Raw genomic sequence first — 21,455 nt, 5'->3', positions numbered from 1 at the left:
GATCGTCTCGCTGAATTCCAGCGCTCGCCGTACGCCGTGAATCGACCAGGGACAGGCGACAGCGCGCTACTCGAGATGCCACACCACGATGGCGATCGTCAGCGAGCCGAGCACGCCCGTGACGTAGATCGCGGCCGCGTGCTCCGGGAAGACCGCGGCGGCCGCCGCGCACGCCGCGCAGAGCGCGGCGGCTAGCCAGCTCGCCCTCGGCAGGCTCGGCGCGGCGGTCGCGTGGACGGCCGCGAAGAGGAGCAGGTTCGTCGCGAGCGCGCGCTCCACGGGCTCGTCCGTGATCACGGCGAGCGCCCGGTGAAGGAGCATCGCGACGAGCAGCACCTTCACCACGTGGCCGATCCGCCGGTTCACAGCGCTCTTCGAGAGAGGGCGGCGGAAGACCCGGAGCAGCGTGAGCCCCGCGAGCGTCGTGACGCAGCCCATGGCGAAGAGGTCCACGGGGCGGACCACCGGGACGACGCGGCCGATACCCACCGTCGCCATCACGACGCCGAGGGCGCCGATCAGGAGGCCGAAGCGGATGCGCTCGCGCCTGGAGACCGTGAGATCGAACTCGGAGCTCCTCGCCAGCTCGTCGGCGAGGACGCTCAGCAGATCGTCGAGCCTCGGCCACCGCTCCTCGGGCCGAGCGCGGAGCCCGCGCGCGAGCGCGCCGCGGACCCGCGCGGGCACCTTCGAGCCGGCCGGCGCCGGCCTCAGGAGATGGCGCCGCGCCCCGTCGAGCCGCGCCCGGACGTCGTCGCCCTCGAACGGCGGCTCCCCGTAGAGCGCCTCGTAGAGCGTGGCGCAGAAGCTCCACTGATCGCTTCTCGCCGTCGCCGGCTTTCGCTCGGCCTGCTCGGGGGCCATGTACGCCGGCGTCCCCATGAACGCGCTCCCGGCCGTGAGCGGCGCTCGGAGCGCGTCCTCCCCGGGGATCTCGGCTCCGGGGCCCCCGCTGGAGAGGGGCCGCTCCTCCTCGACGTGGAGGCGGGCGAGCCCGAAATCGGCGATGCGCGCCCGGCCGTCCTTGCCGATCAGGATGTTGTCCGGCTTGACGTCGCGGTGGACGAGCCCCTCCTGGTGCGCCGCCGCGAGGCCGCGGCCCGCCTGGATCCCCGCGGCGAGCGCGGCCTCCCACGCGCGGGGCTGCTCGCCGCGCAGGTCGCGCAGCGTCCGGCCGTCGACGAACTCCATCGCCACGAACACGCCCCGCTCGTGCTCGCCGATCTCGTAGATGGGGACGACGTTGGGGTGCGAGAGCCTGGCCATCACCTGCGCCTCGCGCACGAGGCGGGCTCGGTCCTCCGGATCGAACCTCCCCGGCGCGATGAGCTTGAGGGCGACGCGTCGGTCGAGCTCCGCGTCGTAGGCCGCATAGACGACGCCCATCCCGCCCTGGCCGGCCTTGGCGAGCACCGTGAACCGCCCGATGCGCGTGCCGGGGCTCAGCGATTCGTCGCGGCCGGGGAGGGCGACGGCGGCGCCCTTCAAGAACCCGTCCGGCTGCTCACCGTCGCTCCGGAGCAGGCTCCACACCTCCCTGAGGAGCTCCGGGCGGCCCGCGCACCGCGCCTCGAGGAACGCCCGGCGGTGCTCGTCGCGCTCCTCGAGCGCCGCCTCGAAGAGCGCCTCTACCTCGCGCGGATCAAGGGGCGGGCTCATCTCCGCCGTGGAGCGCCCGGTAGAGCCACGCCTTCGCGAAGCGCCAGTCGCGCTCGACCGTGCGCGTCGTCACGCCCGAGAGCTCGGCGATCTCGTCCTCGGTCAGGCCCGCGAAGTAGCGCAGCATCACGATCTCGGCCTTGCGCGGGTGCTCCTGGCTCATCTTGCGCAGGGCATCGTCGAGGGCGAGGAGGTCCTCGACGGGGAGATCGAGCGCGAGGGGCAGCTCGTGGATGTCCTCCTCGGGGACGCGCACCTGATCGCCGCCCCGCTTCCGGGCGGCCTTGTGGCGCGCGTAATCGACGAGGAGATCGCGCATCGCCTGGGAGGCGGCGCCGAAGAAATGGGCGCGGCTCTGGAAGCGGGCCTCGCCGTCCCGGAAGAGCTTCTCGTACGCCTCGTGGACGAGCGCGGTGGGGCCGAGGGTCTGCCCGGCGCGGAGGTGGCGGACGCGGGCCAGGGCGATGGTCTTGAGCTCGGCATAGACGGCGCGGAGGAGGGCGTCCGCGGCGTCCCTCTGGCCCTCCTGGGCGGCGTGCAGGAGGCCCGTGATGGCCTCGCCGGCGCTCGGTCCGGGGGCGCGTCGGTCGCTCGCGTTCATGGGGTGCGCCTCGATCAGGCCGGAGCGTACACCAAGTGGCCGCGCCGACGAGCCCGACCGCGCGCGGCGATCTCACGTCGCCTTGCGCTTGCCCGACCGCGCCTTTTGCTGCGTCGGCGCCCTCTGCTTCGTCCGCTGGGGGTCCGCCGCCTTCTCGGGCCGCGTGGCCAGGGCCACGACGCGGCCGAGCTCCTCGCGGAGCGCGTCGGCCCTGCTCTCGCCGAGCTGCTCGCGGACGTGCTTCTGCGTCCGCTCCCACAGCGGGAACGCCGCCTCGATCGCGCGCTCTCCCTGGCGCGTGAGGGAGATGATGCGGACGCGCGCGTCGCCGGGCGCCCGCGCCACGCGGAGCAGGCCCGCCTTCTCGAGCGGCACGAGGTTCCTCGTGAGCGTCGTGCGATCCATGACGAGCCCGTCCGCGAGCGCGCTGAGCTGCACGCCCTCGTCGCCGCACGTCGCGACCGCGGCGAGCATCGTGAGCTGCGTCGACTGGAGCCCAGCCGCGCGCAGGCTGTCGTCGTAGAGCCGCGTCAGCGCGCGCGACGCGCGGCGGACGCGCACGAGGGCGCACTGGCTCGCGATGATCTGGGCGGCGCGGGCAAAATCGGTCACCAGTGTATCTACACCGTTTCGACCGGGTCCGTCAAATCACGGCCTGGATGGCGGCTTGACATCCGTTCAGGTGTAGCTACACCTATCTCGTCCTCGACGACGTGGATCCGCCTCGTCCGCACGACGCCTGCTCGGCTTCGGCGGTCCTGGCGGCCCCGGCGCGCGCTGGCCGATCCCTCGAATCGATCGGTCATCCGTCGCCAAGGGGCGCGGCGGCGCTGAGGCGAGCATCGCGGCATCACGCGCGCGGCCGGGGGCCATGGGCCCGCGGCGCGCTCCGAGCATTTACGTGTAGGTACACTTATTCGAACAGCCCGAGCGGCGCAACGGTGAGGAGCGCACGAACAGCGGCTGGCACGCGGTGCCAGGCGTGCGTCGGCGCCGCGTGCGGTCGGGCTGCGTGGAGAGGATCTATGGGCGAGTTCTTCGTCGTTCCGTACTGCGTGAAGTTCGAGGACAGCATGGCCTATGGCAGCCATCACTACCTCACGAACTTCCGCTTCCAGTGCATCGCGCGCGAGACGCTCTACTTCGCCGAGGCCGCGGACGGCACGCTCCCGCACGAGGAGGATCGCGCCGCGATCCGGCTGCTCACCACCGAGGGGTACAGCCGGAACCTCGCGCCGGTGCGCGTGGGCGAGCGCGTCGCGATCTTCATGAGCCTCGGCGCCGTGACGCGCTCGAGCGCGTACGGCTACTTCCGCACGGTCCGCTTCGACGGCGAGCCCGTGGCGTGCGGCTACCAGCGCATCGTCGCCGTCGCCTCGGCGAGCGACGAGCTCGCGCCGCTGCCCAGGTCGGTGACGGCGCACGTCGGGGCCCTCGATGAGCCCGTTTCGCACCAGCGCTTCGTCGAGCTCTGCCTGCGCGGCGGCTCCGCGCTGCGCGAGCTCTTCCCCGAGCGCCTGCTCCGGCACGCCGCCGAGGTCGCGCGGGGGCCGCTCCACGAGGCGCGCCCGCACAGGGCGCGGTGGGGCGCGGACGCCGCGGCGGGCGGGGAGGCCGCGCAGGGGCGCTCCGGGGAGGCCGCGCGGGAGGGCGGCGGCGTCGCCGGCAAGATCGCGCTGCTCCTGCCGGGCCAGGGCTCGTTCGACCTCCGGCTCCTGCGAGCGCTCCACGCGCGCTTTGACGCCGCGCGCGAGGCCGTGGCCGCGGCCGAGCCCGCGGCGCGCGAGCTGCTCGGCGCCTCGCTCGCGGCGCTCGTGACCGCGGGCGAGGCGGAGGCGCGGGCCGCCCTGGAGGCGTGCGTCGATCTCGATCAGCTCGGGATCCTCGTCCAGGACCACGTCGCCGTCGCGCTGCTCCGGTCCGCCGGGCTCGAGCCGGACGTCGTGGCGGGGCACAGTCTCGGGGAGATCGCCGCGCTGGCCGCGGGCGGCGCGTTTCCCCTCGCGACGGCCGCCGAGGTCGTGTGCCGCCGGGTGCTCGCCCTCCGCGGCGCGCCGCCCGGCCGCATGCTCGCCGCCCACACCGGCGCGGAGCGCCTGCGCGACGAGGTGCATGCGCTCGGCCGGGACGACGTGTTCGTCGCGGTGGTCAACGCGGCCGATCAGGCGGTCGCGTCGGGCACGGCGGACGGCATCGCGGCGCTCGAGCGGCGGCTCACAGGCGCCGGCGTTCGCGCGACGGTGCTCGCGAGCCGCTACGCCTTCCACTCGCCGCTGCTCGCGCCGGCGGTCGGTCCGTTCGCGAGCGCCCTCGCGCGCGCCGGCGCGGCGCGGCCCGCGCTGGCCACGTACTCGCCGATCGATCGCGTCCACTACGGCGACGGCCCGCTCGCGCCCGCGCGCCTGCTCCCGATGCACCTCGTGACGCCGCTCGACTTCGAGGCGGCCGTGCGCGACCTCCACGCGGCGGGGGTCCGCACCTTCGTCGAGTGCGGCGGCGGCGGCGCCCTGACCGCGCTCGCGCGTCGGAGCGCGCCGCCCGGGCCCGATCTGCGCGTGATCTCGGCGTTCCGCGCCGGGGAGGACGTCGTGGCCGAGCACCGGCGCGTGATCGACGCGCTGCGCGCAGCGGGGCGCGCGCTCACGGCGGTCGCGGCGCTCCCGGAGGAGGAGCCGGACGGCCGGCGCCCGCGCGAGGCCGCGAGCCCTGCAGCCGCCGCGAGCCCCGCCGCAGCCGCGAGCTCCGCGAGCCCCGCCGCAGCCGCGAGCTCCGCGAGCCCCGCCGCCGCCTCCGCTGCGGGTGCGACGCCGATCGCGATCGTGGGCATGGGCGCGGTGCTGCCGGGGGCCGGTGGCGTCGACGCCTACCTCGCGCAGCTGCTCGCGGGCACGTGCGGGATCGCCGACACCGGCGAGCGACACCCGGAGCTCGCGACCGACTTCCTGAACCGCGGCCGCGCCGCCGACAAGACCTACAGCCTGCTGGTCGGCACGGTCGACGCCCTCGGCCCGTACGCCGAGCAGACCGGTTACGACACGCGCGCGCTCGAGCGGCTGCCCAAGACGGCCCGCATGCTGGCGTGCGCGCTCGCCGAGGCCCGATCGCACGCGGCCGCGCTCCGCGGCGGCGCGCCCCTGCGGATCGTGTGCCTCCTCGGGTCCACGGCCGACGGCTCGATCGAGCACGACGAGGCCACGCTGCTGCTCGGCGTCGAGCGCGCGCTCGACGGCGCCGCCGCGGACGAGGCGGCCCGCGCCGCCGTGGTGGACGCGCTGGCGGCCGAGCTCGGGCTCGACGCCGGGCGGCGCGCGGCGTGCCGCGGCCACCTCGAGCCGCTCGCGCGCGTCGTGCGCGACGTGGTGGGGGAGGGCGCGCGCACCGTCCTCGTCGACGCGGCCTGCGCGTCGTCGATGCACGCGGTGCACCTGGGCGCCGCGATGCTTCGCCGCGGCCTCGCCGACATCGTGATCGCCGGCGGCGCCTACCAGCCCGGCCCGACGAACGCGTGCCAGTTCTCGCAGTTCGGCGGGCTCTCCGCGACCGGCAGCCGCCCCTTCGACGCGTCCGCCGACGGCGTCGTGTTCGGCGAGGGCGCCGCGGTCGTCGTGCTCGAGCGGCTCGACGACGCCCGAACGCGGGGCGATCGCGTCGACGCCGTGCTCCTGGGCAGCGGCCTGTCGAGCGACGGCCCGAGCCCGTCCGTCACGGTGCCGCAGCGCCGCGGGCAGGCCCTGGCGATGCGGCGCGCCCACGCGCGGGCCGGCGTCGAGGCGCGGAGCGTCCAGTACGTCGAGGCGCACGCCACGGCGACGCCGGTCGGCGACGCCACCGAGTTCCAGGCGCTCGCCGAGGTGTTCGCGAGCGACGCCGGCGACGCGGGCGCCCCGCGCATCGCCCTGGGCAGCGTCAAGTCGCTGCTCGGCCACACGGGCTGGACCGCGGGCGTCGCGTCGCTCATCAAGGTCGTGCTCGCGATCCGCGAGCGCACGCTCTTCCCGCAGCACGGGTTCCAGGCGCCGAGCGCGCGCATCGATCTGGCGCGCTCGCCGTTCGCCATCCCGACGGTGGCCACCCCCTGGATCGCCGAGGGCGGAGCCCCCCTGCGCGCCGCGCTCGACAGCTTCGGCTTCGGCGGCACCAACGCCCACCTCGTCGTCGAGGAGCACCGCCCCGATCGCCACCCCGCGCGTCCGCGCGCGCGCGGAGGATGCCGCGCGCTGTGCGTCGTCGGGCTCGGGTCCGTGTTCCCTGCCACAGGAGGCGCGACCGCGGGCGCCCCGTCGGACGTCCTCGCGTTCGACGAGGGCGCGCTACGGCTGCCGGCCCGCGCGCCGGTGCTCCCGGACGCCCTCGAGGCGATGGACCCGACGCAGCTGCTCGCGGCGATGGCCGCGGAGGAGGCGCTCTCGGCGCTGCCCGCGCGCGAGCTCTGCGAGCGCATCGGCGTCGTCGTCGGCCACGAGGGCAAGACGCGCCGCGGCGCGCGCGCCAACGAGCGCATCTTCGCCGACCGCGTGGCGCGGGCGCTCCGGGCGCGCGGCGTCAGCCCCGCGCTGGCCTCCGCGACGGCCGACGCCCTCCGCGCGGGATCGCCCGCGACGGGGCCGTACACGCAGCCGGGCAACATGCCCAACGTCATCTCCGGGCGCGTCGCCAACGTCTTCGGCCTGCGCGGGCCGAACTTCGTCGTCGACACCTCGGCGACCTCGCTGCTCGACGCGCTCGCGGCCGCCGATCTCGTGCTCGACGAGGACTGCGACGTCGTGCTCGCGGGGGCCGTCAACGCCTTCAGCGACGACGTCGCGCGGGGCGCGTCCGGTACCTGTGACCCGCGGCCGGTCGGCGAGGCGGCGCTGCTCGTCGCGCTGTGCACCGAGGACACCGCCGCGCGCCACGCCTGGCCGGTGCTCGCTCGCCTGCACCTCGTCGCCGGCGTGGCCGAGGGCGCCGCCGGCGCGGCGGGGCGCGGCCCCTCGGCCCGCGAGCTCGCGGTCGGCGGATCGAGCGCGCGGCTGCGCGGGGCCGAGGGCGCCGTCGAGCTCCACGCGGCGATCCGCGGCGCGCGCGCGCACGGCGCCGCGCTGGTGCGCTGGCCGTCCGATCCCCGCGCCGTCCAGGTCACGCCCCCCGAGGCCGCGTCGGTCGCGCCGGCGCGAGCGGCCTCGGGCTTCGCGACGGGCACGCCGATCCACGGCTTCGTCCCCGAGATCGCCCCCGCGCCGGCGAGGGGGCCGTCGGCGCGCGTCCCGTCCCGCGTCCTCTACGTCTGCACCGACGCGGCGCTCGCCACGGAGATGCGGCGCGCCGCCCGCTCCGACGAGGAGCGCGCGCGCGTCCTCGCGCTCGCCGTCGAGGAGGCGTCCGGCACGGCCGAGGCCGGGACCCCGCGCGACCTCGCGGCGCCTGGGGCCGAGGCGGCCGCCGGTGCGCCCTCGCTCGACGCCCGCGACGAGGCGCGGCTCGGCGCGTCGTTCGCGGCCCTGGCCCCGGACGACATCGACGCGGTCGTCGTGCTCACCCGCGCCACGGACGCGCTCGCGTTCGTCGACGGCGCGCCGGGCTCGTACAGGCCGGCGCTGCGCGCGCTGTTCGGCGCGGCGCGCCGCTATTACGGCGCCATCGCGCGCGGCGAGGTGGCCTTCGCCGCCGTCGTCGCCTCCGCCGTGGACCTCCACGGGCGGCTCGCGCCGGTGAGCGGCGCGGTCGGCGGCTTCGTGAAATCCCTGGCGCGCGAGCTCCCGGGCGGCGACGTGCGCGTCGTCCACACCGACGCGCGCGACGCCGCGGCCGCGCTCGGCGCGCTCTCCGAGGAGTGGCGCCACGCCCGGCCCGCCGTGCCCGAGGAGGTGGTCGATCTCGGCGGCGCGCGGCACACCGTGCAGCTCGCCCGCGCATCCGCGAGGCCGCGCGCGCGCGCCGTGCCGCAGCTCGGCGCCGATTCGGTCGTGCTCGTGACGGGCGGCGCGCGCGGCATCACGGCGGAGCTCGTCGAGGGCCTGCTCGACCGCTTCGGCTGCCGCGCCGTGCTCCTCGGCCGCTCGCGGCTGGAGGACGCTCCGGCCCGCGCGCTCGCGATGACCGACGCGGCGTTCGACGCGTACGAGCGGGACTTCTACGCCGAGGCCCTGCGCGAGAGCCCGGGCCTGCGGATGGGCGTCCTGCGCGACCGCTACGCGCGCCTCCGCGCGGCGCGCGAGGTGCACCGGGTCCTCGCCCAGCTGCGCGCCGGGGGCGCCGGTCGCCGCGTCGTCGACTACCACGCCGTCGACGTGACGCGCGGCGAGGACGTCGACCGCGCCGTCGCGGCGGTCGCGGCGGCGTACGGCCGGGTCGATCTGGTCGTGCACGGCGCCGGCATCCAGGTGTCGAGCCGGCTCACGTCGAAGCCGCTCGATCTGTTCGAGCGGATCGTCGACACGAAGCTCGCAGGCCTCTCCCACCTCCGCCGCGCCCTCGCGCGCCACCTGCCCGACGCGCGCCCGCACGTCCACCTCGTCACCTCGGCGTTCAGCGTGCTCGGCAACGACGGTCAGCCGGACTACGGGGCGGCGAACGAGGCGATGAACCGCGCGGCGGCGTACTTTGCCGCCGAGGCCGGCGCGGGCCCGTGGTCGAGCATCGCGTGGCTCGGCTGGAACGGCGTCGGCATGACCGCCGGGTCCGAGTACAGCGCGCTCGGCGCGGCGCGCGGGCTCCGGGGCGTCGAGCCGGAGGAGGGGAGGCAGATCTTCCTCGACCTCGTCGCCGAGCCGCCCGCCGGCGCGGCCCAGGTCCTGCTCAGCGACGGCGAGATCGAGCGCTTCGCTCCGCGCATCGTCGCGGAGGACGCGGCCGCCGCTGCGGACGGTGCGTCCGGGAGCCCGCCCGCGAGCGCGTGGACGCTCGATCCACGCGTCGATCCGTGGCTCTCCGACCACCGGGCGCGCTCGAGCGCCGTCGCGGCCGGGGCGTTCCTCGTCGACCTGGCTGTCCGGCACGCGCTCGCGACGTCGGGCGGCGGGGCGCTCGTCCGCGAGGTGCGCGACGTGCGCTTCCTGGAGTTCCTGCGCCTCGCCGACGACGCGCCGCGCGACGTGCGCGCGGTGACGACCCGCCGCCAGCGGCTCCCAGGCGGCAGCGTCGCGTGCGCCGTCGAGGTGCGCGGCGATTTCGTCCACCGGTCGGGCGTGATCCTCCGCGCTGGCGTGGTCTTCGCGACCTGCGTTGTCGAGCTCGGCCCGATCCACGTCGACCGCGGCTGCCTCGCTCCGCGGCACGCCGGGCGGGTCGACGGGCCCCTGGTCCGCGACCCCTACGCGAGCCCAGGTTCGCCGGTCCGGCACGCGGGCTGGTTCGATCACCTCGGCACCTTCGTGCTCGGGCCCGCGCTCAAGGAGGCCCGGTTCCGCCTCACGACCGACGGCGCCCTCGCAGGGCAGCGCGGGGCCGCCACGCCGTTCCTCCTGCTCGACGCGCTCCTGTCGCTGGGCACCCTGCGCCGCGACGAGGCGGGCGCGTTCCCGGTGTGCGCCGCGGGCGGCGTCGACCGGATCCGCTTCGGGACGGCGGCCAACGACCTCGCGCTCCGCGACGCGGGCGTCCCCGTCCGGCTCGTCGCCACGGTCCCGACCGCGGCGGGCGAGCGCGTCCTCGGCGCGTGGGCGCAGGCGCTCGACCCCTCGGGCGGCGTGCTTCTGGAGGTCGAGGGGCTCGAGGGGCGGGTCGTGGGGCACGTGGCCGCGGACGCCCGCCCGGCGGCGCAGGCGACGCTGACGCTGGGGGCGCCGTGACGCCGCCGCTCGCCATCGCGGTCGCGCGGGCGGACGCCGAGGCCGCGGCGCGCCTCGAGCCCTACCTGACGGCCGGCGAGCGCCGCGCGTGCGCCGCGCAGCGCGTCGCGGCCCGGCGGGCGCAGTCCGCGTGCGCGCGCGTCGCGGCGAAGTGGCTGCGCCTCGAGCTCGCCGCCGGCCGCGGCGCGCCGCTGGTCGCGCTGGACGCTGCCTCGCTCGAGGCCCACCCGCGCGCGGACTACCTCGCCTGCGCGGTGACGGGGCCGTCCGGCCGTCGCCCGCGCTTCGAGGACGGCGCGTTCGCGCTGTCGCTCTCGCACGCGGGCGAGCTCGCGGCCGCCGCGGTCACCACGGCGCGCGCGGTCGGCGTCGATGTCGAGCGGGTCGAGGCGCGCGCGGCGAGCTTTGCCGACGAGCACTTCACCCCGCGCGAGCGCGAGGGCCTCGCGCGGGGCGCCGCGGCGGGCGCCCCGCGCGCCGCCCTCGAGACGTTGCTCTGGAGCGCCAAGGAGGCGCTCTACAAGACGGGGGCGCTCGCGCTGCCGGCGCGGTTCTCGTTCCAGGACATCGACGTCGCGTTCCCGCCGGGGGGCGCGCGCCTCGCGCAGCCCTCGGTCCGCTCCTTCGCGCTGGGCGCGCGGGGCGGGCAGTTCTTCGGCCGGGCCGTACTGACCGGTGCGTTCGCGCTCGTCGCGGCCGTCCCGGTCGCGCCGGTCGCCGCTCTCGGATGAATGGCACTCACCAAACACGAGGTTTCGACGATGCAATCTCATGATCTCCTCGACCACGTTCGCTCCGTCTTCGTGCGCATGACGCGTTACCCCGACGAGGTCGTCGTCGCCGACGCCGATCTGGAGCAGGACCTCGGCATCGACTCCGTGAAGCGCGGCGAGATCCTCGCGACGCTGCGCGCCGATTTCGGTCTCGCGAACGCCCTCAAGGCGGCGCCCGACGAGCTGCGCACGGTGGCCCGCGTCAGCGAGTTCCTGTCGCGAACGATCGCGGCCAGCGCGGAGGCCGGAGAGCACGCCGATGGCCACGTGGAGACCGGAAACCACGCCAATGGCCATGTCGAGGCTGGAGGGCGCGCCAATGGCCATGTCGAGGCCAGAGCGCACGCCAATGGCCACGTGGAGGCTGGAGGGCGCGCCAATGGCCACGTGGAGGCGGTGAAGCACGCCAATGGTCCTATGGAAGCTGGAGGGCACGCCAATGGCCCCATGGAGGTCGGAAGGTACGCCAATGGCCATATTGAGGCCGGAAGGCACGCCAATGGCCACGCGGGCGAGGCGCTCCATGTCGTGGTCCAGGCGCTCGCGGACGCGACCCGCCACCCGGTCGATCTGCTCGTCCCCGACGCGCGCCTCGAGGAGGACCTCGGGGTCGACCTCCGCCGCCGCGACGAGCTCCGCGCGCTCCTCTGGCAGCGCGGCGCCCAGCCGGGCGTGCTCGAGGTGGCGCTCGACGAGGCCCGCACGGTCGGCGATCTCGCGCGCCTCGTCGAGTCCGCGCCGCCCGCGCAGGCCACCGCGGCGCGCGCCCCTGCGGCCCCCGCGGCGCAGCGGGCGCTCCCTGCCCCCGGCGTGGCGCTCGCGGGCAAGACGGTCCTCGTGACCGGATCGAGCCGCGGGCTGGGCCGCGCCATCGCCGCGAAGCTCGGGCGCGCCGGCGCGCGGGTCGTCGTCAACAGCTTCCACTCGCGGGACGACGGCGAGGCGGTCGCCGACGAGATCCGCGGGGCCGGCGGCGACGCCGTGCACGTCTGGGGCTCGGTCGCCAACCCCGCGCACATCGACAGGCTCTTCGACGCGATCGCGCGCGACGTCGGCGAGCTGCACCACTTCGTCAGCAACGCGTCGAACGGCCGCTTCGGCCCCCTCGAGCAGACGACCCCGGAGCACTGGGAGCTGGCCTTCCGCACGAACGTCATCGGCTACCACCTGTGCGCCATGCGCGCGGCGCGCCTGATGGAGCGCCACGGCGGCGGGCGGATCGTCGCGCTCTCGTCGAACGGCTCGTCGAGGTACCTCGAGCACTTCGGCGCCATGGGCGCCGTGAAGGCCGCGGTGGAGTCGCTCACGCGCGCGCTCGCCGTCGAGCTCGCCCCGCGCAACGTGCAGGTCAACTGCGTCTCCGCCGGGCCGATCTACGGCCACGTGACGAGCAACTACCCGGATCACGAGCGGATCCTCCCGTACTGGGAGTCGCGCACGCCGGGCGGCCGGCTCTGCACCGAGGACGACGTCGCCGAGGCCGTCCTGCTGCTGCTCTCGGACGGGGCGCGGAGGATCAACGGCGCGACGCTCACCGTCGACGGCGGGGGCTCGCTGTGCATCTGACCGCGGCGATGGGCGGCGCCGGGGTGCGCTCGGCGCAGGTCCGCGCGGAACAGCTCACGTCAGCTTCCTTGGAGCTCGCGAAGAAGGAGGAATCATGAGTGCCACGCTCGATCGGCAGCCCCCGGGCCCTGGCCCGCTCGCCAGCCTGCGGTACCTGGCGAATTTCAGGACCGGTGACATGCGTCATTACGAGGACCTCTTCGCGCGTCATGGCGACGTCGTGCGCCTGCGGGCGCCCGGGGCCGAGGACTTCGTCATGGCGTTTCACCCGAACGACATCGCGCACGTCCTTCGCACGAACGCCCGGAACTACCCCAAGGGCAAGCGCTACCACGAGCTCGCGCCCGTGCTGGGCTGGGGCCTCGTGAACAGCGAGGGTGAGCTCTGGCGGCGCCAGCGCAGGCACGTGCAGCCCCAGTTCAACCATGCCAACACGCTCAAGTTCGTCCCCATCATCGTCGACCACATGGAGGCGGTGCTGCGGCGCTGGGACGCCCAGCCGGGCGAGTTCGAGCGGGACATCAACGACGACATGATGGACGTGACGTTCGGTATCGCGGGCGAGGCGTTCTTCGGCGCCGCGCTGGAGGCCCACACGGACACCGTCCGCGAGGCGTTCAAATATGCGCTCTCGATCGCGCTCAAGCGGATGTACTCGCTGGTCAACCCGCCCCTGTCCTGGCCGCTGCCCAGCCACCTGCGCTTCCGCCGGGCCATGGACCGCGTGCACACCGTGATCGACGGCATCATCGACGGCTACCAGCGCGGCGCGGGCGGCGAGGACAACGTGCTCGTCCGCCTCATGAACTCCGTCGACCCCGAGACCGGCGCCAAGATGGACCGCGCGCAGCTGCGGGACGAGATCAAGACCATCCTGATGGTCGGGCACGAGACCTCGAGCGTCACCGCCTCGTGGGCGCTGTACCAGATCGCGCAGCACCCCGAGGTGTGCGCCCGCCTCACCGACGAGATCGATCGCGTCCTCGGCGGCCGGTCTCCGACGGCCAGGGACATCGAGTCGATGCCTTACCTCACCATGGTCTTCAACGAGTGCCTCCGGCTGCTGCCCTCCGTGCCGTTCATCCTCCGCAGCCCGCTGGAGGACGACGTCCTCGGCGGCTACCAGGTCGCCGCGGGGTCGACGGTGGCCATCGTCCCGTGGGTCACGCACCGGCACCCGGAGTTCTGGAGCGATCCGCTGGAGTTCAAGCCCGAGCGCTTCGCGAACCACCGCCGGAGCGCGGACGACAAGCTCGCCTTCATCCCCTTCGGCGCCGGCCAGCGGATCTGCCTGGGCGAGTTCATGGGGCAGCTCGAGGGCAAGATCATGGTCGCGATGGCGCTGCAGCGTTATCGGCTCCGGCTGGTCCCCGGCTTCGACCCGCGCTGCCGCGGGTTCATCTCGCTGCAGCCGGTGAACGGGATGCGCATGATCCTGAAGCGGCGGGAGCCGTCGAGCGCCGTACGCGCGGCGCCGGCGGGGCGGGAGGAGCCCGCGGCGGCGGAGCCTGAGGTGACGGAGCCCGTGGCGGCCGCCATGAGGTCTCACGGCTGCCCGTTCAGCGCCCGGGCCTGAGGGCCTGGGCTCGGTGCACCTGGCCGGCGGCGCGACCGCCCGGGCTCTCCTCCCGTCTCCTCCCGGGCGGAGCCCCCGCCATCATTTTTTTCTCGGCCCATGTCAGGCCCCGGGGAGCCGCGGCGAAGTAACAGGCAGGCAGGCGGACGGCTCGGGATGAACCCCTGAGCGCTGCCTTCTTTCACGGCACTGGCGCCGCCGGCGCGCCGCGTGCTCCGGCGAGGAGCGCGCGCGCGCCAGGCGAGAAAGGCATCCCTTCCCATGCGGACCCCCATGCTCACGGTATCTCGAACGATCGTCCTCACCCTGGCGGCGAGCCTCTCGGGCTGCGTCGCGGCCGGCCCTGCCGACGAGCCCGAAGACGAGGCGATCGCTGCGGCCTCTGGCCCGCTCGTCGCGGACAGGGCCAGTCTGCCGACGCCGGCGGCTTACTGGAGCTTCGACACCTGCGCGGCCGGCGCGATCGCGCGCGTTCGCGAGGACTCGGGCCGGGGGGCGTTCGGCGTGATGTCCGGCCGCCGCCTTTGCAGCCCCGGATGGTCCCTGTCGGCCGGTGATTTCGACGGGGCAGGGGATCGCGTGGAGATCAGCAGCGAGGGGAGGAGCTACCTCCACTTCCAGGACCGGATCACCGCGGCGGCCTGGGTCAACCCGCGGAGCGTGACGGGCAGCCGCACCATCGTCAACCAGTGGTACGCCGCGGACTCGTTCCTGCTCGGCATCGACAACGGCAAGTACTTCTTCTCCGTGGCCTTCCCCGGCGGAGGCTTCGGCCGGCACGCGGTCGTCCAGGCCCCGGCCGTCGCCAACGCGTGGGCGCACGTCGCCGGCGTGTACGACGGCGCGGCGCTCAAGCTCTACGTCAACGGCGTGCTCCGCGCGTCGACGCCCGCGTCGGGCGCGCTTCAGCAATCGACGCGGCCGATCGTCATCGGCGGACACCCCAGCTGGAACGCCTACAATGGCCTGATCGACGAGGTCCGCCTCTACCAGCAGGCCCTGAGCGACGCGCAGGTGGCGCAGCTCGCGGGGGGCGAGGTCTACCCGGTGAGGGCGTATTATGTCTATCCGAGCGACCAGCCGTATCACCAGGAGTACGTCGACGCGATCAACACGTACCTCGACGAGCTGCGCGGCTGGTACCGCGAGGAGTCGGGCGGCTCGTTCCACCTGGTGGGCTTCGTCCAGCCGGTGCGCTCGTCCCAGAACTACCTGACCATGCGCTGCGGCCCGACGCCGACGAGCGCCTGCCGGAACAACCCGCAGGAGCTCCCGAACTGGCTCAACGCGGTGTCGCAGGCCGTCGGCGGCTTCCCTGCGCGGCAGTCCACGCTGGTCTTCGCGCAGGGCGGCGGCGGCTGGGCGGGCGCCAACCTCCAGGGCGATTACACCGGATTCGCCCTCGTGGGCGACTGGGTGCTCGAGCCCCTCTCCGGCGTGCGGGAGCCGCTCGCGATCCACTGCGGATACGCCACGTGGCAGTGCAACGGCGGCGTGCCGAAGGGGACCGTCGCCCACGAGCTCGGGCACTCGTTCGGCCTGCACCACCCGGACGGCTACACGGGCACGACGATCATGGCGTGGCACGGCGACTATCCGACGACCGACTTCCTCGATCACGAGCAGAAGATCCTCCAGGAGAGCCCGATGCTCTCGTCCGGCGTGTTCGTGCGCGGCGGGCTCTGGCTCGACTTCAACAACGCCGACGTCATGCACTGGGGCACGGCGGTGAGCCTGACCGGATCGGGCTTCGGGCCCGGCGCGCAGGTCGAGTTCGTGGACGCCACGCACACCGCCCTCGCCAGCCCGACCAGCATCAGCGCGACGAGCCTCACGGTGCAGGTCCCGAGCGGCGTCGGCCCCGGGTACATCCGCGTGCGCAACGGGAGCGGCGCGAGCAACAAGGTGCCGGTGAACTTCCATCCATGAAGGGAGCGGCTCTCGAGGTGACGCCGCCGCGCTGACAAGCAGCGTCATCGCTGGCCACCTCGAGCGACGGCGCCCGCCAACCGTGGCAGGCGCCGTCGCGGTCTCTCGCGCAGCGCCGCTGCGGCGCGGGCCGTCGCTCTTCGCTCCGACGGCCCTGCGCGCGACCTCTCTTCAGCCTCCGATCGTCATTTCTTGTCCAGGGAGCCCCACCCGCCCCACGAGTCCAGCACGTCGGCGCTGAGCTCCTTCGCCGTGGGTTCCTTCGCCGTGGGTTCCTTCGCCGTGGGTTCCTTCGCCGTGGGTTCCTTCGCCGCGCGCTCCTGCGCCTTGCCCTGGGCTGTCCATTGCACGATGACCTCTGCCACACCGCCCACCGGCCCCTTGGGCACGACGTAGACGGCCCTCCCGGTGCCGTCGGGGACCGGACTGAGCTCGGACCTCTCGAGCGGCTCAATTTCCGACCTCAAAGATCGGAACTTCACCGAGACCGTGGGCATCGGGTCCATGTCAGCGAGGACCACGTACAGCTTTTGAGTGCGCAGGACGTATGCCGCGCATGCACCGCACTGAGGGATCGGCGGTCGTCGAGGTCTGTCCCAGACCGGGGGTGGCGGCTGCGGCTGCACAGGGGATGACAGCGCTTGCGCCGCCTGGCCGGTGTCCGCGGCCGACTCGACGGGCGTGGCGTGCATCGACGGACCGCACGCGGCGAGGAGAAGGGTGCTCAGACCGAAAATCGAGCTTCGCATGGTTCGGATCCTCCGTGTCGTTTCCGGGGTCGATCTGTTCTTCTCCGTCGCCTCCCGGCGTCTGACAGATCTCGAGCGTTCTTCGGGGTCGTCAGGGGACCAGCACCCGGAAGCTCGCCCAGTCGCTCGACGGATCCGCCCGCAGCGCCGCGAGGGTCGCCTCGCGCAGCTGCGCGCCCGCCTCTCCTCGCTCGCCGGCGTAGAGCGCGGTCATCACCCGTTCTGCCAGCGCGTCGTCGACCGGGCGCGTCGCCGCGATCACCGAGCGCGCGCCGGCGATGAGCAGCGCCTGGGCCAGGCCGAGCCCGAGCCCCCGCGCCCCGGACGCGGCCTCCGTGCGGGCCGTGTCGCAGCCGGACAGGACCGCCCGCGCGGGCGCTCGGCGCAGCGCCAGGATGTCGCCCACGGCGAGCTCGCTCCCGCCGGAGAGCGCGAGGCTGCTGTCCCAGCCGTCGAGGCCCCCGAAGAAGCCGTGGCCCGCGTAGTGGAAGAGCGCGAGCCCGGGCTCCTCCAGCGCGCCGGCCACCGCGCGGCGCGTGGCGAGCCCCCCCGACAGCCGCTCGACGCGCAGCCCCTTCCCGGTGAGCGCCGCCGCGACCGCGTCCGCCTCGCGCCGCGCGGCCGGCAGATCGCGCCGCGGATCCGCCACGACGAGCGCGCGCTCCAGCGCCTCGCCCGCGCCGGCTCCCTCCGCGGGCTGGGCGCCGCGCTGGGGGAGATCCAGGCCGTAGGTCACCGGAATGCGCGCGACGAGCGGCGCGCCGTCCCAGGGCAGGGCGTGGACGTCGACGCGATCGAGCTCGCCATGGGCGGCGACGCGGAGGCGCGTGGCCGCGCGCAGCTGCGCATCGAACGGCGCGAGCAGCCGCGTGGCCAGCGCCGCGCCGGGGGCGGAGACGTCGAGCGCCGGCAGCCGCCTGGCCGCGACGCCGTCGCGGGTGACGGCGAAGCCGGCCCACCCTTCGCGGATCGGATGGACCACGAGCAGCAGCTCGCCCTCTTCCAGCGCCGGCGCCGCCGCGAGCTCCGCCGCCGCCGGCTCCCCGTGCCGCACCAGGAGCAGCGCCTCGTCGACCAACGCGCGGATCGACTGCCCGCGCGACGCACGGGCGACCCGGGCCGCCTCGAGCTCGTCCGACGAGAGCCGCCAGTCGTCGCGCCCCTCCTCGTCGAAGGCCGCGCGTGCCTCGTGGTACGCCGCGAGGGCGCTCTCCCAGCGCGCCCGCTCCTCGCCGCCGAGCGCCTCGATGCGGTCGATCCAGCGGAGCGTCGCGAGAGCGCGCGCGCGTGATCGCCGCGCGGCGCGCAGGGCGCGGCGCCGATCGCGCCGGAGCAGGAGGTCGACGAGCAGCCGCGCGCTCTCCTCGAGGCGGCCGAGGTAACCGCCCCGGCCCTGCCCGAGCGGCACGAGCGCGCCGAGGTCGCCCCGCACCTCCTCCGCTTGCTCGTAGGCCACGGCGGCCGCGTCGAGCCGCCCCATCGCCTCGAGCGCCCGCCCGCGGCCGAGGGCCGCGCGGTAGCGGCCCTCCGCCAGGTCGCTCGCCTCCGCGAGCCGCGCGAGCCGGCCGTAGACCTGCAGCGCCCTCGCGGGATCGCCGCTGCCCAGCGCGATGCGCCCCTCGATCTCGAGCCAGTACATCGCCACGCCGGCGTCGGGGTGCGCGTCCGTCCGCCGGGCCTCGTCGAGGCGGGCGCGCGCGGCCTCCGTCTGACCGGCCTCGAGCTTCGCGAGGGCCAGGTTCGTCAGCGTGTTCGCGCGCTGCGCCGGCCTCGGGCACGCGGCCCCGTACAGCTCGAGCGCAGCCGTGAGCGGCGCCTCCGCGTCCGCGAGGGATCGAGGCCGCTCGGCGCGCGCGGGCTGCCCGCTGGACCCGCCGCTCGCCCACGCGATCTGGAGGGCGTTCCAGCCGAGGTCGTTCAGCAGGGAGGCTCGCTCGCACGGGGCCCTCCCGGCGGGGGAGGACGCCTGCACGTCGCGCAGCAGCGCCTGCGCCTCCAGCGGTCGGCCCAGGGTCTGGAGCACGTCGGCGCGCTCCTGGAGCACGTGCAGCCGGTGGTCGCTCAGGCCGAGGCGCTCCGCGCCCGCCGCCGACGCGTCCAGCTGCCGGAGCGCCGCGCGCAGGTCGCCGGCCTCGGACGAGAGCAGCGCCGCGTAGTACGGCTTCACCGCGCGCCCCTCGGGGTGGCTCGCCTCGAGCGGCCCGAGCGCGTCGAGCGCCGCCCGCGCCTCCGCGAACCTGCGCCCGTTGTAGAGGAGCGTGTACGAGAGCGCGAAGCGGTCGAGGAACTCGTCGGAGATCCGCCCCGCCGCCCGGTGCGCCCGGATCGACGCCTCGAAGCCCGCGATCGCCTCCGGGATCCTGCCGCGCGCGAGATCCACGCGCGCGCGCTTGCCGATCGCCAGGGCCTGGACGGCGGGGTCCGCGCCGGACGCCAGCGCGTCGAGCGCCGAGGACGCCGCGTCGAGGTCGCCGCTCCGGCGCAGCGCCTCGGCTTCCTTCAGCCGGGGCGCGTCGATGGCCGGGCGGAGCTCCAGGCGGAACGACGCGCGCCCGCCGCCCCGCTCGGCGGTCACCGAGAGGGCGCGGGCGCCCTCCGGGACGGGGACGCGCGCCAGCACGCCTCCCTGGACGCGCGCCCCATCGAGCGTGGCGAGCGGGGCGTCCGCCGCGACGGCCGCGTCGACGGCGATCGCGACGCGGGCGTCCGCGGGGGCCTTCACCCAGATGCGGAGGGTCCGGTCGTCTGGAAGCGCGCAGGCGGGTCCGGCGTGCACGGCGCTGCAGCCGGCGAACTCCACCTCGAGGGGCGGCGCGGGCGCCGCGGCGGTCGCCGGGGCCACCTCCGCCCCGGAGGTCGCCGGGGCCGCGGTCCCCGTCGGGCAGCGCGCGTCGCATCCCGGCGCCAGCGCCGCCGCGCCGAGGATCGCTGCGCCCAGCGCGGGCCGGAGCGCTCGCCAGCGCGTCACGGGTCCCTGGAGGGCGCGGCGGGTCGGGCGGTGGGGAGGGGGGGCGGCGTTGCGCGCGGCAGGAGGAGCACGTTGAATCGTAAGATTCGGAATTTATTATCTTTTTCTTCTTTGGGCGGCCGCGCGTCCGCCAGTCCGGCCGCGCTGTCTGGCAGCGCCGCCGGCCGTCCGATCGCGATCGCGATCTCCCACTCGCCCTCGGGCACGCCGGGGAAGAGCGTCTCCGTGTCGCCTTCGATGCGCGCAGCGCCCTGCTCCGAGAGGTCGGCGTGCACGTCCCAGGGGCGCGCCGTTTCGCCCTGGATCAGGAAGGCGCGCACCGCGACGGGGCCGTCGACCCGGGTTGCGGGCCGCAGGGTGATCTCGAGCCTCGATCCGGGCCCGAGCCGCGCGGTCGCGCCGGCGCCGCTGGAGGCGGAGCGCTCGCGGACCTCGCCGCCGGCGAGCGTCATGGCGTAGGCGGGCACCGGGAGCATGGCCACCGCGCCCGGATCGTCGAGCAGGCCGCGCGGATGGTGCCTGTCGCCCTCCAGCGAGAGCCGCACGACGAGGACCGCCGCGGCGGCCGCCGCCAGGGCCGTCGCCGCGATCCGCCAGGGCGCTCGGCCCGGCTTTCGCGGGAGCGGGAGCACCTGGCCGCCGCGCGCTTCCGCCGCGCGCTGCCCCGGAGGTGGCGGGCCTGCCGCCTCCGCCGCCTCCGCGGCAGCGCCTCCCGTCTCCGCGCCTCGCTCTCCCGCGCTCGCCTGCAGCCCGGCCAGGATCCGGTCTGCGATCCTCGCCCGCGCCTCGCCGTCCAGCGGGCGTGACGCTTCCCACGCCTCGCGGTCCTCCGGGGAGCGCTGCGCCTCGGCCTCCAGCGCGTCGCGCTCGCCGGCCTCGAGCGTCCCCAGCGCCCTTGCGGACCAGCGCGGATCGCTCGCCCGGTCCTGCTCGCGCGCGGCGCGCGCCAGCGCCTTCAGCAGATCGTCGTCGTTCATCGTCCCCCTCCCGGGCTCGCCGCGCTCGGCGAGGCGCCGTGCCCTCTTGGCTCTGCCTCGGCCGCGAGCTCCGCGGCGATCTGCCGGACGAGCCGGGCGATGCGGCTCCGCCACGCATACACGGCGTCCGCCGTCATGCCGGTGATGGCGCACGCTTCCTCGGTGGATCGCTCGTCGACGAGCAGCAGGTAGAAGAGCTCCATCCCGCGCTCGCTCAGCCGATCGCGGAGCGTTCGCGCGATCGCCGCGAGCAGCTCCCGCGAGATCGCCGCGGGCTCCGGCGACACGGAGGCGCCGTCCACGCGCTCGAGCGCGTCGTCCTCGGTGGGCTGCTCGGTCCAGGGGTTCCTGCGGCGGCTGCGCAGGATCGAGCACGCCTCGCGCTCGGCCACGAGCCCAACGAAGCTCGTGAGCGGCAGCCCCCGGCCGGCGTCCCACTGGCGCAGCGTGCGCCCGCCGTCCGCGAAGAGCGCGAGGAACACGCTCTGCGTCAGATCCTCGACCTCCTGCCGGACATCGCGGTGCCCCGCGGCCCGCCGGCGGCGGAGCAGCGGCCGCATCACCCGCTCCTGGATGGTGGGCGTCAGCAGATCGACGAGCGCCCTCACCGCGGCCGGCTCTCCCGCCACCGCCCGCGCGATGAGCGCGGCCTCCGTGCCCGGCGGAGCGGCGCCTGGGGATCCCCGCCGCGCGTCCTCGGCGATCGTCCGCGGCTGCGCGGGCAAGGGAGAGCTCGGGGCCATCAGCGCACGGATAGACGCGCTCGATACGCCCGTCAATCGAGCCACGTCTGCGCCGCGCGGGCCGCGCGGGCCGTTCGCCGAGCTCGAAATCCAATGGATCATCGGACGCTTCGCCGGCGCGGGACGCTCCCCTGGCGACGTCGGC

12 protein-coding genes are annotated in these 21,455 nt (G+C 75.4%); 5 read left to right on the top strand and 7 right to left on the bottom strand.

The window, feature by feature from the left end; genetic code table 11:
- Positions 1-66 precede the first annotated feature (66 nt).
- From WME95_RS27185 to WME95_RS27175, 3 genes are all read right to left on the bottom strand, one after another.
- A complete protein-coding gene (locus tag WME95_RS27185; RefSeq protein WP_437902293.1) occupies positions 67-1,659 on the bottom strand; it encodes a serine/threonine-protein kinase in 1,593 nt (530 codons plus the stop codon).
- Positions 1,643-2,260, bottom strand: coding sequence for an ECF-type sigma factor (locus WME95_RS27180; protein ID WP_437902292.1), 618 nt, complete (start codon positions 2,258-2,260; stop codon positions 1,643-1,645). Before WME95_RS27180 ends, WME95_RS27185 begins: the two co-directional genes overlap by 17 nt.
- Before the next feature lie 72 nt (positions 2,261-2,332).
- Positions 2,333-2,872, bottom strand: coding sequence for a MarR family winged helix-turn-helix transcriptional regulator (locus WME95_RS27175; RefSeq protein WP_437902291.1), 540 nt, complete (start codon positions 2,870-2,872; stop codon positions 2,333-2,335).
- A 413-nt stretch (positions 2,873-3,285) separates the two neighbouring features.
- On the opposite strand from WME95_RS27175, the gene WME95_RS27170 reads away from it, so the two are divergent.
- The 5 genes from WME95_RS27170 to WME95_RS27150 all read left to right on the top strand — a co-directional run bounded on the left by WME95_RS27170 (position 3,286) and on the right by WME95_RS27150 (position 15,873).
- Positions 3,286-10,029, top strand: coding sequence for an SDR family NAD(P)-dependent oxidoreductase (locus tag WME95_RS27170; protein WP_437902290.1), 6,744 nt, complete (start codon positions 3,286-3,288; stop codon positions 10,027-10,029).
- The gene (locus WME95_RS27165; protein ID WP_437902289.1) at positions 10,026-10,760 is read left to right on the top strand and encodes a 4'-phosphopantetheinyl transferase superfamily protein; all 735 of its coding nucleotides are present in this window, start codon (positions 10,026-10,028) and stop codon (positions 10,758-10,760) included. The genes WME95_RS27170 and WME95_RS27165 overlap by 4 nt, the downstream gene beginning before the upstream one ends.
- 30 nt (positions 10,761-10,790) lie before the next feature.
- Positions 10,791-12,368: an SDR family oxidoreductase gene (locus WME95_RS27160; RefSeq protein WP_437902288.1), complete on the top strand. Its 1,578-nt coding sequence runs from the start codon at positions 10,791-10,793 to the stop codon at positions 12,366-12,368.
- 94 nt (positions 12,369-12,462) lie between these two features.
- Positions 12,463-13,944: a cytochrome P450 gene (locus WME95_RS27155; protein WP_437902287.1), complete on the top strand. Its 1,482-nt coding sequence runs from the start codon at positions 12,463-12,465 to the stop codon at positions 13,942-13,944.
- Between the two features lie 261 nt (positions 13,945-14,205).
- Complete coding sequence (locus WME95_RS27150) at positions 14,206-15,873, top strand: LamG-like jellyroll fold domain-containing protein (protein ID WP_437902286.1); 1,668 nt, start codon at positions 14,206-14,208, stop codon at positions 15,871-15,873.
- A gap of 185 nt (positions 15,874-16,058) precedes the next feature.
- On the opposite strand, the gene WME95_RS27145 is transcribed toward WME95_RS27150, so the two are convergent.
- From WME95_RS27145 to WME95_RS27130, 4 genes are all read right to left on the bottom strand, one after another.
- The gene (locus WME95_RS27145) at positions 16,059-16,340 is read right to left on the bottom strand and encodes a hypothetical protein (protein WP_437902285.1); all 282 of its coding nucleotides are present in this window, start codon (positions 16,338-16,340) and stop codon (positions 16,059-16,061) included.
- A 373-nt stretch (positions 16,341-16,713) separates the two neighbouring features.
- On the bottom strand, positions 16,714-19,590 hold the full coding sequence (locus WME95_RS27140) for a CHAT domain-containing protein (RefSeq protein ID WP_437902284.1): 2,877 nt from the start codon (positions 19,588-19,590) through the stop codon (positions 16,714-16,716).
- Entirely contained in the window at positions 19,587-20,567 is a 981-nt protein-coding gene (locus tag WME95_RS27135; protein ID WP_437902283.1) for a hypothetical protein, read from the bottom strand. Before WME95_RS27135 ends, WME95_RS27140 begins: the two co-directional genes overlap by 4 nt.
- A complete protein-coding gene (locus WME95_RS27130; RefSeq protein ID WP_437902282.1) occupies positions 20,564-21,310 on the bottom strand; it encodes an RNA polymerase sigma factor in 747 nt (248 codons plus the stop codon). The genes WME95_RS27135 and WME95_RS27130 overlap by 4 nt, the downstream gene beginning before the upstream one ends.
- Between the last annotated feature and the right edge of the window lie 145 nt (positions 21,311-21,455).

It is taken from the genome of Sorangium sp. So ce327, from assembly GCF_051530205.1.
GTDB lineage: Bacteria > Myxococcota_A > Polyangia > Polyangiales > Polyangiaceae > Sorangium > Sorangium cellulosum_B.
Note: the sequence above shows the minus strand (reverse complement) of the source record. Positions and strands in the feature narration are given on the sequence as shown.

Excerpts from the sequence above, each read along its gene's own strand:
- WME95_RS27185 (WP_437902293.1), bottom strand. The coding sequence starts at position 1,659 with ATGAGCCCGCCCCTTGATCCGCGCGAGGTAGAGGCGCTCTTCGAGGCG.
- WME95_RS27180 (WP_437902292.1), bottom strand. The coding sequence starts at position 2,260 with ATGAACGCGAGCGACCGACGCGCCCCCGGACCGAGCGCCGGCGAGGCC.
- WME95_RS27170 (WP_437902290.1), top strand. The coding sequence starts at position 3,286 with ATGGGCGAGTTCTTCGTCGTTCCGTACTGCGTGAAGTTCGAGGACAGC.
- WME95_RS27160 (WP_437902288.1), top strand. The coding sequence starts at position 10,791 with ATGCAATCTCATGATCTCCTCGACCACGTTCGCTCCGTCTTCGTGCGC.
- WME95_RS27155 (WP_437902287.1), top strand. The coding sequence starts at position 12,463 with ATGAGTGCCACGCTCGATCGGCAGCCCCCGGGCCCTGGCCCGCTCGCC.
- WME95_RS27150 (WP_437902286.1), top strand. The coding sequence starts at position 14,206 with ATGCGGACCCCCATGCTCACGGTATCTCGAACGATCGTCCTCACCCTG.
- WME95_RS27135 (WP_437902283.1), bottom strand. The coding sequence starts at position 20,567 with ATGAACGACGACGATCTGCTGAAGGCGCTGGCGCGCGCCGCGCGCGAG.
- WME95_RS27130 (WP_437902282.1), bottom strand. The coding sequence starts at position 21,310 with ATGGCCCCGAGCTCTCCCTTGCCCGCGCAGCCGCGGACGATCGCCGAG.